The sequence below is a fragment of the Nocardia sp. NPDC003183 genome (assembly GCF_053590715.1).
This window is the reverse complement of sequence record NZ_JBSFTG010000006.1, coordinates 213,728-225,923: the sequence shown is the minus strand read 5'-3', so window position 1 is coordinate 225,923 and position 12,196 is coordinate 213,728. Positions and strand designations below refer to the sequence as shown.

The following is a 12,196-nucleotide window of genomic DNA, read 5'->3' as shown; positions in this document are numbered from 1 at the left end:
CCCACTAGGACGGGACCACTGAAACCCCGAGTTCTGCCATGACAGCACACCCAACTCCCGCACATCCCGACCCCGAGGAGGGATCGGCGGGCCATTCAGGGCCGCGAACACGCGCGCGCCAGCGCGCCGAAAACTCAGGCCTTGTTCGGCTCGGAGGCGCGCAGCATGTCCTCGCGCTCCACGACCTTCACGCGCTCACGGCCTTCGGGCTCGCCGAGGGCGCGCTCGTGGGCGTCGAGGCGGTACCAGCCCGCCCAGGTGGTGAACGGGATGCCCTTGCCCTCGAGGAACTCGGTGACGGCGTCGAGCTCGGGCTTCGGCGCGGGGGCGAAGGCCTTGGCGTCGTCGAGCAGGCAGGCGATGGTCTCGTTGGCGTCGCCCTTGGTGTGGCCGATGAGGCCGACCGGGCCGCGCTTGATCCAGCCGGTCACGTAGGTGGCGGGCATGAATCGGGCGTCACCTTCGGCGGTGTCGTCGGCGATCACGCGGCCGGCCTCGTTGGGCACCGTGCCCGCCTGATCGTCGAACGGCAGCTGGGTGACGTTCTGCGAGAGGTAGCCCACGGCGCGGTACACGGCCTGGATGTCCCAGTCGGTGAAGTTGCCGGTGCCCTTGACGTTGCCGGTGCCGTCGAGCTGGGTGCGTTCGGTCTTCAGGCCGACGACCTTGCCGTCTGCGCCGAGGACCTCCGAGGGCGATTCGAAGAAGTGCAAAAACAGCTTGTGCGGGCGGTCGCCGTGGTCGCGGATGGCCCACTGCTCCAAGGTGTTGGCGACCATGTCGACCTGCTTGGAGTTGCGGCGCGCGGCTTCGGAGCCCTCGTCGTAGTCGATGTCCTCGGGGTTGACGATGACCTCGATCGTCGGCGAGTGATCCAGTTCGCGCAGCTCGAGGGGCGTGAACTTGGCCTGCGCGGGACCACGACGACCGAACACGTGGACCTCGAGGGCCTTGTTGCCCTTGAGACCTTCGTAGACGTTCGGCGGGATCTCGGTCGGCAGCAGTTCGTCGCCGGTCTTGGCGAGCACGCGCGCGACGTCGAGGGCGACGTTGCCGACACCGAGCACGGCGACCTTCTCGGCGTCGAGGGGCCAGGAACGCGGGACGTCGGGGTGGCCGTCGTACCAGGACACGAAGTCCGCGGCGCCGTAGGAGCCGTCGAGGTCGATGCCGGGGATGGCCAGGGCGCGGTCGGCGTTGGCGCCGGTGGAGAAGATGACCGCGTCGTAGAACTGGCGCAGGTCGTCGAGGGTGATGTCGGTGCCGTAGTCGATGTTGCCGAGCAGGCGGACCTGGTCCTTGTCGAGGACCTTGTGCAGGGCGGTGATGATGCCCTTGATGCGCGGGTGGTCAGGGGCGACGCCGTAGCGGATCAGGCCGAAGGGCGCGGGCATACGCTCGTAGAGGTCGATGCTCACGTCGGCATCGGACTTCATCAACGCGTCGGCGGCGTAGATACCGGCCGGTCCCGCACCCACGATCGCAATGCGAAGTGGGCGAGTCGCTGCACTCTGTTCGGTCATTTCTACGCGCACCCTTTGGTCGAGAACTGATTTGACGGCGTCAACTTAGCTTAGGCTAAGTCGGACATCCGCTTACTGGCAGCTGCCATCGACGTCGGCAGCCGACCGCAATCAAGGCGATTCTAGCTGCGGCGTTGCAGCCACCCGGCGCGCGGTGTAGCTGCCCGCGCGGGTCTGTCAGGATTACAGCATGAACGAGGAGCAAACAGGCTCGGATGACCAGCCCGTAGTGGTGGATCAGACCGACAAGCGTTCCATCGTCCCGTTCGTCGCGGCCGCGGTGATCGCGATCATCGTGCTCATCGGCATCGTGGCGGGTGGACTGCTCTCACCCGCTGAGAAAAATGTCACAGAGGCGGACCGTCTCGCGGCCGCCGTCACCAACTATATCGACGCGCGCTCGCGCAGCGACCTCCGTCCGCCGACCGGTGTGGCCTGCCCCGGGTTCGACGAGGAGAAATCCGGCCTCGGCGAACAGCTCGGTGGCCCGAAATCCACTGTCACGATCGACGGCAAGGGTTTCGAGAACGCCACCGTCAACGGCGACCGCGCCAAGATCGACGCGGCGCTCGTGGTCAACGGCAACCCGGCGGCGAGCAACTGGAAACTGACCCGCGTCGACAGCGCGTGGCTGGTGTGTTCCTTCTGAATCGTTTGACACGATGACCGGTGCCGAGGCAATCTCAGATCGCAAGGTCATGAGTGCCAGCGTCAAGCCCCGGCTCGCTGGTCGGCAACCCTCCTCCGCGGTGGGGTGCTCCGGGTGACGACCTGGCCGTGTGTTCGGGGATTTCCGGCACGGCAAGAGCGGATTCACGCAGGAGGATCGACATGACTTACGCTGGCGACATCACCCCTGAGAAGGCGTGGGAGCTGCTCACCGAGCACCCCGGCGCCGTGCTGGTCGACGTGCGCACCGAAGGCGAGTGGGCACACATCGGCATTCCCGACACCAGTTCCATCGAACGCCCGGCCCACTTCATCGAGTGGGTCGACGGCACCGGCACCCGCAATCCCGAGTTCGGCGTGCAGCTCGAGAAGGCACTCGCCGGTCGCCCCGACGACGCACCCGTGGTGTTCCTGTGTCGCTCCGGTCAGCGTTCCGCGCACGCGGCGAACCTGGCGACCGCGGCGGGCGTGGCACCGTCCTACAACGTGCTCGACGGTTTCGAAGGTGGTCCCGACGCGTTCGGTCAGCGCGGCAGCACCGGTTGGCGCGCTGTCGGCCTGCCGTGGCGTCAGGCATAAGGAGAAAAGCATGATCACCGGTGGTTCGTTCGACAAGCCACTGCCCGAAGGCGTCGGTCCCGGCACGCTCGGCGTGCGCGGCGGTCTGCGCCGTTCCGGCTTCGACGAGACCTCCGAGGCGCTGTACCTGACCTCCGGTTTCGTCTACGAGAACGCCGAAGCCGCCGAGGCCGCGTTCACCGGCGACGTCGAGCACTTCGTCTACTCGCGTTTCGGCAACCCGACCGTGGCCATGTTCGAGGAGCGCATCCGCCTGCTCGACGGCGCCGAAGCGGCCTTCGCGACCGCGTCCGGCATGTCGGCGGTGTTCACCGCGCTCGGCGCCCTGCTGAAGGCGGGCGACCGTCTCGTCGCCGCCCGCAGCCTGTTCGGGTCCTGTTTCGTGGTCTGTAACGAGATCCTGCCGCGCTGGGGCATCGAAACCGTGTTCGTCGACGGTGACGACCTCGACCAGTGGGAGCAGGCCCTCTCCGTCCCCACCCAGGCCGTGTTCTTCGAGACCCCGGCCAACCCGATGCAGACCCTCGTCGATGTCCGCAAGGTCACCGAGCTCGCCCACGCCGCGGGCGCGAAGGTGGTGCTGGACAACGTCTTCGCCACCCCCCTGCTCCAGCGCGGTTTCGAACTCGGCGCCGACGTGGTGGTCTACTCCGGCACCAAACACATCGACGGCCAGGGCCGCGTCCTCGGCGGCGCCATCCTCGGTGCCCAGGACTACATCGACGGCCCCGTCAAAACCCTGATGCGCCACACCGGCCCTGCCCTGAGCCCCTTCAACGCCTGGACCTTGCTCAAGGGCCTGGAAACCATGCCGTTGCGCGTGCGCCACTCCACCGAGTCGGCCCTGCGGGTAGCCGAGTTCCTGGAGACCAAGGATTCGGTCGACTGGGTGAAATACCCCTTCCTGGAATCACATCCGCAACACGCACTGGCCAAAGAGCAGATGACCGGCGGCGGCACCGTAGTCACCTTCGCCCTCAACGGCGAAGACGGCAAGAAGCGAGCCTTCGAGGTCCTCAACCGCCTCCGCATCATCGACATCTCCAACAACCTCGGCGACGCCAAAACCATGATCACCCACCCCGCCACCACCACCCACCGAGCCATGGGCCCGGAGGGGCGTGCGTCAATCGGCTTGTCCGACGGGGTAGTTCGCATCTCGGTCGGTCTGGAAGACCTCGAAGATCTCCTCGGCGACCTCGACAACGCCCTGAGCTAGTTCGTCCGAACGTCCCGAGTCGGCCTGTCGCAACGATCCACGTTCGGCAGGTCGACGTCGGACTCGTGGATCGCCTACCGGACCGGGTCGTAGACCGCGAACCCCAGGTGGCCCGCGACGGTGGCCATGTTCTTGTCGTGGGTCACCACCGTGAGATCGTCCAAGCCGCTGCGCAGTGCCGAGGCGAGATGAATCGCGTCGAGTGTCCGGATGTGCGAGATGATCGCTTCGGCTTCGTTCAGCACAGCGTGATCGATCGGAATGATGTCGATGTGGTCGATGATCTGACCTCGGTCGAGCACGGGCAGGCCTTCCCGGCGAAGGACGCGAGTGATCTCGGTGCGCAACAGTCGCGAAGAGACGATCCGGCACTCTTTGTCCGCGGTCGTCTCATCGAACCACCGTGCGGCTTCGATGGAATGCCCCAGCATGATCCGCATTGCCACCGAGGTGTCGAGGTAATAGGCCCTCACCACTCGCCCTTCTCGGACTCGAGGAGCTCGTCGATCGACGCAGCGCTGCGGAGTTCGTGCCGGGCGATGGCACTCGTGTGTGCCCCGCCGTCGACCGCGCGCCGGATGATCTGGGTCGACGAGACCGCGGGGACGATGTAGCCGACCCGATGGTTGTGGCGCGTCAACTCATAGACCTCGCCGGACTCGACGTCGGCGACCATCGCGGACGGATTCTGGCGGAGTTCGCCGACACTGATCGACTTCATGAAATCAGTCTAGCCGAAAATTGTCTACTATTGTCTACAGCCTTCAGGGTAGCTTCTCGGTGGCCTCGACCATGCCCTGAGCGGATTCACTGTCGTGCGGCGTCCAGAATCGCGATCGCCTCGTCGATCGGATCGATGACGAAAAGTTCGGTTCCGGTGTCGGTGTCGACGCGCAGACGAGTGCGCAGGCCGCCGCTGAACAGGCCGCCATCCGGGCTTTGCTGCCCGACGGCGCGCAGCTGGGTCAGGCGCGCTTCCCAGCGCTTGCCGCCGGTGATCGCGTCGAGGTGATTGGGTACGAAGAGCAGTCGGGTTTCGGTCAGATGGAGGCGTCCGCCGACGGCCCTGCTCCCTTGTGCTCGATTGGCGAGTTTCTGCCAGACGACCTTCTCGGTGGCGTTCAGCGCGGGGCTACCGATCCACAATCCCATGGTTCATTTCCTTGTGTCGTTCCGGTGTTCGTGACCATGGATCGACATCTGGCCGGGCGCCGTTAATGGGCGCCCGGCCAGGGATCTGAGCAGACCGGTCTCAGCCGAGCGCGCGCAGGCGGGGGGCCAGGTCTCGCTTGAAGAGGTCGAGGAAGCGGAGCTGGTCTTGGCCGGGGGCGTGGAAGACCAGGTGGTTGAGGCCCGCGTCGAGGTAGGGCTTGATCTTGGCGACGGCTTCGTCGGGGTCGCTGGCGACGATCCAGCGCTTGGCGACCTGTTCGATCGGGAGGGCGTCGGCGGCCTTCTCCATTTCGATGGGGTCGGTGATGTCGTGCTTCTGTTCGGGGGTGAGGGAGAGGGGGGCCCAGAATCGCGTGTTCTGGAGTGCCAGTTCGGGATCGGTGTCGTAGGAGATCTTGATCTCGATCATCTTGTCGATCTCGGCGACATCGCGGTCGACCTTCTCGGCGCCCTCGGCGACGGCGGGCAGCAGCTTCTCGGTGTAGAGGTCCATGCCCTTGCCCGAGGTGCAGATGAAGCCGTCGCCCGCGCGACCCGCGTACCTGGCGACCACCGGGCCGCCCGCGGCGATGTAGACGGGGATGCCGCCCTTGGGAACGTCGTAGATGGAGGCGCCGACGGTGTGGTAGTACTCGCCGTCGAAATCGACGCGATCGCCGGTCCACAGCTCGCGCATCATCTTCACCGCTTCGCGCAAGCGGGCGAAGCGCTCCTTGAAGTCGGGCCATTCGCCCTTGTAACCGGTGGCGATCTCGTTGAGGGCCTCACCGGTGCCCACGCCGAGCATCACCCGGTTCGGGTACAGGCAACCCAGGGTGGCGAAGGCCTGCGCGATCACCGCCGGGTTGTAGCGGAAGGTCGGGGTGAGTACCGAGGTGCCGAGCTGGATGCGTTCGGTGCGCTCGCCGACGGCCGCCAGCCAGGCCAGTGAGAACGGCGCGTGGCCGCCGTCGTGGCGCCACGGCTGGAAGTGGTCGCTCACGGTCGCGCTGTCGAGACCGTGCTGCTCGGCGGCGACGCCGAGTTCGACCAGCTCTCGTGGCCCGAACTGCTCTGCCGATGCCTTGTACCCGAGCTTGAGCTCAACCATTCCAGCCACTCCTGTCGTCCGTTGACCCCTGCCAACACGACACTAGCGCGCAGCCCGTCATCCGCGCCCATGCCGTTTCGTCACCCACCACGCCGAGTTTTAGCGGACAATTAACTGGTGGCCACCAAGGATGAGCAGATCTTGTCGTACCTCACCGACATGGACGGCGTGCTGGTGCACGAGGATCAACTGATCCCCGGCGCCGACGAGTTCCTCGCCGAACTGCGGGCCAACGAGATCCCGTTCCTCGTGCTGACCAATAACTCGATCCGCACGCCACGCGACCTCCAGGCCCGCCTGCGCCACACCGGCCTCGACATCCCCGAGGAGTCGATCTGGACCTCGGCGCTGGCCACGGCGACCTTCCTCGACGACCAGCGCCCCAACGGCACCGCCTACGTGGTCGGCGAATCCGGTCTCACCACCGCGCTGCACGAGATCGGCTACGTGCTCACCGACAGCGACCCCGATTACGTGGTCCTCGGCGAAACCCGGACGTACTCCTTCGAGGCGATCACCACCGCGATCCGGCTGGTGGACAGGGGCGCGAAGTTCATCGCCACCAATCCTGATGCCACCGGACCCTCGCGCGACGGCGTGTTGCCCGCCACCGGTTCGGTCGCCGCGCTGATCACCCGTGCCACCGGTAAGGAGCCGTACTACGTCGGCAAGCCCAATCCGCTGATGATGCGCTCGGCGCTGCGTCAGATCGGCGCGCATTCCCAATCGACGGTGATGATCGGCGACCGGATGGATACCGACGTGATCGCCGGCTTGGAGGCGGGTCTGCGCACGGTGCTGGTGACCTCCGGCATCTCGACGAAGTCCTCGGTGGAGGCCTATCCGTTCCGGCCGACGATGGTGGTGGGCTCGGTGGCCGACCTGATCGGCCGAACGCGCCGGCCGTTCGCCGAGTAACCATGTGATCCGCATCTCATCGGAATAGGTGCCCGCCTGCCGTGGTTATAGTTGCCATGGCAACCAAAGGAGGGCCCGTGCAGTTCGGAATCTTCAGCGTCGGCGATGTGACCACCGATCCCACCACCGGCCGCACCCCCACCGAGGCCGAGCGGATCAGGGCGATGGTCGCGATCGCGCAGAAGGCCGAGGAAGTGGGTCTCGACGTGTTCGCGATGGGCGAGCACCACAATCGACCCTTCGTGCCGTCGTCACCGACGACGATGCTCGGCTACATCGCCGGCCGCACCGACAACATCACGCTGTCCACCTCGACCACGCTCATCACCACGAACGACCCGGTCAAGATCGCCGAGGACTTCGCGATGCTGCAGCACCTGGCCGACGGCCGCGTCGACCTGATGCTCGGCCGCGGCAACACCGGCCCGGTCTATCCGTGGTTCGGCAAGGACATCCGCGACGGCATCCCCCTGGCCATCGAGAACTACGCGCTGCTGCACCGGCTGTGGCGTGAAGACGTCGTGAACTGGGAAGGCAAGTTCCGTACGCCGCTACAGTCGTTCACCTCGACCCCGCGTCCGCTCGACGACGTGCCGCCGTTCGTCTGGCACGGGTCGATCCGGAGCCCGGAGATCGCCGAACAGGCCGCGTACTACGGTGACGGCTTCTTCGCCAACCACATCTTCTGGCCCACCGACCATTTCAAGCGGCTGATCGACCTGTACCGCAGGCGCTACGAGCACTACGGCCACGGCAGCGCCGACCAGGCGATCGTCGGGCTCGGCGGACAAGTGTTCCTGCGCAAGAACTCTCAGGACGCGGTCCGTGAATTCCGGCCCTACTTCGACAACGCGCCCGTCTACGGACACGGCCCGTCGCTGGAGGATTTCACCGAGCAGACCCCGCTGACCGTGGGCAGCCCGGAGCAGGTCATCGAGAAGACCCTCACCTTCCGTGAGCACTTCGGCGACTATCAGCGCCAGCTGTTCCTGGTCGACCACGCCGGACTCCCGTTGAAGACGGTGCTCGAGCAGCTGGACCTGCTCGGCGAGGAGGTGATCCCGGTGTTGCGCAAGGAGTTCGCGGCTCGACGCCCGGCCCACGTCCCGGACGCGCCGACACACGACTCGCTGCTCGCCGCCAAGACCACGGCGGAGGTCGGCGCGTGACATCCACGCCGCGCCGCGCACTCGGCAGCCCGCACACCACGGAGGTGATCGCATGACAACCCGTATCGCCGTGGTGTCGGCAGGGCTTTCACAGCCTTCGTCGACACGTTTGCTGGCCGATCGACTGGCCGCCGCGGCAGCACGCGAGCTGCGCGCGAGAGGCGCCGAGGTCGAAGTGGACTTCGTCGACCTGCGCGATCACGCGCGCGATCTGGCCGACAACCTGCTCACCGGCTTCCCGGCCCCCGCACTGCGCGCGGCGATCGACAAGGTCGTCACCGCCGATGGCCTCATCGCTGTGACGCCGATCTTCAGTGCTTCCTACAGCGGCCTGTTCAAGACGTTCTTCGATGTGCTGGAACCGGATTCGCTCGCCGGGATGCCGGTGCTGACCGGCGCGACCGGCGGCACCGAGCGTCATTCCCTGGCGCTGGAGCACGCGGTGCGCCCGCTGTTCGCGTACCTGCGCTCGATCGTCGTCCCCACCGCGGTCTACGCGGCGTCGACCGACTGGGGCGCGAACGGCGGCGACAAGGCGGTCAACAATCGAATCGACCGCGCCGCAGCCGAATTCGGCGCGCTGCTGCTCGGCAAGTCCGCCACTCGGCCCACCGATCCCTACACCGATACAACCCCGTTCGAAGACCTTCTCGCAGCAAATCACTGATGCACACCAACCCCCAAGGAGCACACTCATGACCACCGCCATCGCCAAGGGACTCACCGCGGGCACCTGGGCCATCGACCCCACCCACTCCACCGTCGGCTTCTCCGTACGCCACCTGATGGTGAGCAAGGTCCGTGGCCGCTTCACCGACTTCGACGGCGCCCTCGTGATCGCCGAGGACGGCACCGCCACCGCGCACGCCGAGATCCGCGTCGACTCCCTCACCACCGACAACGCTCAGCGCGACGGCCACCTGCGCACCGCCGACTTCTTCCACGCCGAGGAATTCCCGCTGATGACCTTCAAGTCCACCGGGTTCCGCGGCGAGGGCAGCGATTTCGTCGTCGACGGCGAGTTCACCGTGCGCGGCAACACCAAGCCGGTCACCCTCGAGGTCGAGTTCGTCGGCGTGAGCCCGGGCATGGGCAACGGCCAGGTCGCCGGCTTCGAAGCAAAGACTGTGGTCTCGCGCCGCGACTTCGGCCTCGACATCGACATGCCGCTGCCCGACGGCGGCGCCGTGATCGGCGACAAGATCACTCTCACCCTCGAGATCGAGGCCGTCCTCCAGGGCTGACCCGGCACCGACGTGACGCCCCCATCGCCTGTGTGGTGATGGGGGCGTCGGCCGCTGTGCGCGGTGGCTAGTCCTCGTCGGCGATGATCGTGTCGAGTGTCGCCGCGAGACGGGTGAGGGTCTCGACCGTCGCGGCGAACTCGGTCGGACCGAGCGCCTCGGCCAGCCGGTGCGCCATGGCCGCGTGCTGCGGATCGATGCGACGGATGGCGGCCGTACCCTCCTCGGTCATCGCGACCAGCTTGGCCCGCTTGTGCGCGGGGTTGGGCCGGTACTCACACATGCCTTTGCCGACCAGCAGGTCCGCGATCCGCTGCACGCTCTGCCGGGTGATGCCCATCGCGCGGGCGATCCCCGCGACCGGCTGTGGCTGGTCCTGCACGGCGGCCATCACCTGCCACCAGGCCACCGAGATTCCGGCAGGCGCGGACAAGCCGTCGCCGATGGTCAGGAATTGACCGTTGAGCCGGAAGACGGTGAGGGCGGCGCCGTCGAGCAGGTCCTGTTCGGAGTTCAAGCCGCGTGGCTCCCTTCGTATTCGGCGAGCGTGGCGTACCCGGCCGGGTCCTTGCGCGCATACAGCTTGTACCAGGCATCGAGTACCCGCGGTTCGTACAGGTCGAGCCGCGCGAAGATCTCTCTGGCGAATTCGAACGGCGACATGCCGTCCGCGGTGATCACGTCACGGTCGGTGACCGCGGGGGCCTCGACGTAGTGCTGCGCACCCGAATATCCGCTGTAGACAAGGAATTCCGCGGCATTGCTGGTGTGCGCGCGATCATCGAGCAGGCCCGCCGTGGCCAGTCCGAAGGTCGCGCCGCAGATCGCGGCCACCGGGACCCCGGCGTCGGCGAACTCTTTCGCCTTGTGCGCGAACGTGATCAGGTCCTCGCCCAGCCACAGGTCCGCGCCGGGCAGGATCAGCATCGCGCTGTCGGCCGGGTCGAGATCGGCGACGGCGAGGTCGGGCGTCACGCGCAGACGCCCCATGGTGGTGATCGGTTCGGTGGTGAGGCCGACCGTCGCGACCTCGAACGTTCCGGGCTCCCGGTGCCAGTTGCCGTTGGCGATGTGCGCCGTCGCGGCCCCCACTTCCCAGTCGGCGAGGGTGTCGTAGACGGCTACGTGAACTGTTTTCTTCGACATGACAGCATCCTGTCATGTTTGACAGGATGCTGTCAATAAGAATTTTGCTACCGGCTTATAGCCGACCCTCCGTACGCTGACGGCATCCGGTGCGAGACAGGGAGGTTCACCCGCGATGACCGACTCCGTGCACGGCATGACGGGCACCATCACGTCACCGATTCGGGAGGCGGGCGCACTGGGTGAGGTACTGATCTCGATTCGCGGGGGCACCGAGCTCTATCTCGCCCGAGCCGACGAACCGATCGCCGCCTGGACCACCGTGTTGATCGTCGCGGTCCACCCGGGTCGCCTGGTCGACGTGGTCACCTGGATTCCGCTTCCCTCTGAATGAAAGGGGCCCGCGATGCTGGGCTATCACGTTCCCGATCCCGACGAAGCCATGCTGGTCAGTGGCGCCAAGACCAAGGACGACACCCCGTTCAAGGTGGTCATCGGGCGCGGCACCTGGGTGGTGCCGCTGTTCCGCAAGGTCCGATACCTGTCACTGGCCATGTTCGAGTCCGAGATCCGCGAGCGCTGTGTCACCAAGCAGGCCATCCAGCTCGATGTGCGTGCGGTGATCGCGTTCAAGGTCGCCAACGACACCCAGTCGATCGTCAATGCGGCACAACGCTTCCTGTCCGAACAGGAGCAGGAGATGTCGGTGCTGACAGGGCGGATCTTCTCCGGCCATCTGCGCTCGATCGTGGGCTCGATGACCGTCGAGGAGATCATCCGCGAACGTCAGAAGCTGGCCGACGAGGTGCTCATCGCCTCCAAGGTGGAGATGAGCAATATCGGCCTGTGGGTCGACTCGTTCCAGATCCAGTCCATCGACGACGGCAACCTCGGCTACATCAATGCCCTGGCGGCACCGCACAATGCGGCCGTCCAGCGCGATGCCCAGATCGCTCAGGCCCAGGCCGCGCAGCGCTCCGCCGAAGCCGAGCAGGAGTCGTTGCGCCGTCGCGCCGAATACGAACGCGAAACCTCGATCCTCAAGGCCGAGTATCAGCGCGACATCGACAAGGCCAACGCCGAAGCGGCACAGGCGGGCCCGCTCGCCGACGCCATCGCCAGGCAGGCCGTGCTGCACGCCCAGGCCGAGCAAGCCCGCAAGAATGCCGAACTGCGCGAACAGCAACTCCAGGCGGAAGTGGTGAAACCCGCTGAGGCGGAGGCGGAACGAGTCCGCATCCTCGCGGTGGCCGAAGCCGACCGCACCCGTATTCAGGCCGAGGCGGCGGCGTCCAACAACCGCATCGCGCTGGACCAGATGCTCATCGAGCAACTCCCGGAAATCGTCAAGCAGGCCTCGCACGGCCTGGCGGGCGCCAACCTCACCGTCCTCAACGGCCCCGACGGCGTCGGCGAGCTGCTCAACGGCATGGTCGGCCAGGGCCTGACGGTCTTCAACTCCCTGCAGAAGGCCCTGTCGAACGGCGAGGTCGACAAGGTCTGATCGCCGCCACGGCGCGGCCCGA

At 66.5% G+C, this 12,196-nt stretch carries 15 protein-coding genes, 1 pseudogene and 1 riboswitch; of the genes and pseudogenes, 9 read left to right on the top strand and 7 right to left on the bottom strand.

Annotated elements, in window-relative coordinates:
• Positions 1-134: 134 nt before the first annotated feature.
• A complete protein-coding gene (locus tag ACWDXS_RS20820) occupies positions 135-1,523 on the bottom strand; it encodes an FAD-dependent oxidoreductase (protein ID WP_449967861.1) in 1,389 nt (462 codons plus the stop codon).
• Between the two features lie 190 nt (positions 1,524-1,713).
• Here ACWDXS_RS20820 and ACWDXS_RS20815 point away from each other — a divergent pair, with 190 nt between their 5' ends.
• The 3 genes from ACWDXS_RS20815 to ACWDXS_RS20805 all read left to right on the top strand — a co-directional run bounded on the left by ACWDXS_RS20815 (position 1,714) and on the right by ACWDXS_RS20805 (position 3,990).
• Complete coding sequence (locus ACWDXS_RS20815) at positions 1,714-2,172, top strand: Rv0361 family membrane protein (protein WP_378996041.1); 459 nt, start codon at positions 1,714-1,716, stop codon at positions 2,170-2,172.
• Positions 2,173-2,217: 45 nt separating this feature from the next.
• Positions 2,218-2,337: riboswitch (SAM riboswitch) on the top strand.
• Positions 2,338-2,354: 17 nt separating this feature from the next.
• Positions 2,355-2,771, top strand: a complete 417-nt coding sequence (locus tag ACWDXS_RS20810) for a rhodanese-like domain-containing protein (protein WP_056815009.1) — start codon at positions 2,355-2,357, stop codon at positions 2,769-2,771.
• A gap of 10 nt (positions 2,772-2,781) precedes the next feature.
• Positions 2,782-3,990 carry an O-succinylhomoserine sulfhydrylase gene (locus ACWDXS_RS20805; RefSeq protein ID WP_387445479.1) on the top strand — a complete coding sequence of 403 codons (1,209 nt, stop codon included), beginning with the start codon at positions 2,782-2,784 and terminating at the stop codon, positions 3,988-3,990.
• A gap of 74 nt (positions 3,991-4,064) precedes the next feature.
• On the opposite strand, the gene ACWDXS_RS20800 is transcribed toward ACWDXS_RS20805, so the two are convergent.
• From ACWDXS_RS20800 to fgd, 4 genes and pseudogenes are all read right to left on the bottom strand, one after another.
• Entirely contained in the window at positions 4,065-4,463 is a 399-nt protein-coding gene (locus tag ACWDXS_RS20800) for a PIN domain-containing protein (RefSeq protein WP_378633645.1), read from the bottom strand.
• A gap of 98 nt (positions 4,464-4,561) precedes the next feature.
• A pseudogene (locus tag ACWDXS_RS20795) lies at positions 4,562-4,711 on the bottom strand (type II toxin-antitoxin system Phd/YefM family antitoxin); the annotation flags it as partial.
• Between the two features lie 86 nt (positions 4,712-4,797).
• Positions 4,798-5,142, bottom strand: a complete 345-nt coding sequence (locus tag ACWDXS_RS20790; protein ID WP_449967856.1) for a hypothetical protein — start codon at positions 5,140-5,142, stop codon at positions 4,798-4,800.
• Positions 5,143-5,242: 100 nt separating this feature from the next.
• Positions 5,243-6,253 carry a glucose-6-phosphate dehydrogenase (coenzyme-F420) gene (gene fgd / locus ACWDXS_RS20785; RefSeq protein WP_378996048.1) on the bottom strand — a complete coding sequence of 337 codons (1,011 nt, stop codon included), beginning with the start codon at positions 6,251-6,253 and terminating at the stop codon, positions 5,243-5,245.
• Between the two features lie 159 nt (positions 6,254-6,412).
• On the opposite strand from fgd, the gene ACWDXS_RS20780 reads away from it, so the two are divergent.
• The 4 genes from ACWDXS_RS20780 to ACWDXS_RS20765 all read left to right on the top strand — a co-directional run bounded on the left by ACWDXS_RS20780 (position 6,413) and on the right by ACWDXS_RS20765 (position 9,584).
• Entirely contained in the window at positions 6,413-7,171 is a 759-nt protein-coding gene (locus ACWDXS_RS20780; protein WP_378996145.1) for an HAD-IIA family hydrolase, read from the top strand.
• A 77-nt stretch (positions 7,172-7,248) separates the two neighbouring features.
• A complete protein-coding gene (locus ACWDXS_RS20775) occupies positions 7,249-8,340 on the top strand; it encodes an LLM class flavin-dependent oxidoreductase (RefSeq protein ID WP_449967853.1) in 1,092 nt (363 codons plus the stop codon).
• A gap of 52 nt (positions 8,341-8,392) precedes the next feature.
• On the top strand, positions 8,393-9,007 hold the full coding sequence (locus tag ACWDXS_RS20770) for an FMN reductase (RefSeq protein ID WP_449967850.1): 615 nt from the start codon (positions 8,393-8,395) through the stop codon (positions 9,005-9,007).
• A 28-nt stretch (positions 9,008-9,035) separates the two neighbouring features.
• Complete coding sequence (locus ACWDXS_RS20765) at positions 9,036-9,584, top strand: YceI family protein (protein WP_378996055.1); 549 nt, start codon at positions 9,036-9,038, stop codon at positions 9,582-9,584.
• A gap of 67 nt (positions 9,585-9,651) precedes the next feature.
• Here ACWDXS_RS20765 and ACWDXS_RS20760 read toward each other — a convergent pair whose 3' ends face one another.
• Both ACWDXS_RS20760 and ACWDXS_RS20755 read right to left on the bottom strand, forming a co-directional pair.
• Positions 9,652-10,101 carry a MarR family winged helix-turn-helix transcriptional regulator gene (locus tag ACWDXS_RS20760; RefSeq protein WP_449967847.1) on the bottom strand — a complete coding sequence of 150 codons (450 nt, stop codon included), beginning with the start codon at positions 10,099-10,101 and terminating at the stop codon, positions 9,652-9,654.
• On the bottom strand, positions 10,098-10,730 hold the full coding sequence (locus ACWDXS_RS20755; protein ID WP_449967844.1) for a DJ-1/PfpI family protein: 633 nt from the start codon (positions 10,728-10,730) through the stop codon (positions 10,098-10,100). Before ACWDXS_RS20755 ends, ACWDXS_RS20760 begins: the two co-directional genes overlap by 4 nt.
• Before the next feature lie 115 nt (positions 10,731-10,845).
• On the opposite strand from ACWDXS_RS20755, the gene ACWDXS_RS20750 reads away from it, so the two are divergent.
• Positions 10,846-11,064: a hypothetical protein gene (locus tag ACWDXS_RS20750; RefSeq protein ID WP_056814983.1), complete on the top strand. Its 219-nt coding sequence runs from the start codon at positions 10,846-10,848 to the stop codon at positions 11,062-11,064.
• 12 nt (positions 11,065-11,076) lie between these two features.
• The gene (locus tag ACWDXS_RS20745) at positions 11,077-12,174 is read left to right on the top strand and encodes an SPFH domain-containing protein (RefSeq protein ID WP_062986140.1); all 1,098 of its coding nucleotides are present in this window, start codon (positions 11,077-11,079) and stop codon (positions 12,172-12,174) included.
• The last annotated feature ends 22 nt before the right edge of the window (positions 12,175-12,196 follow it).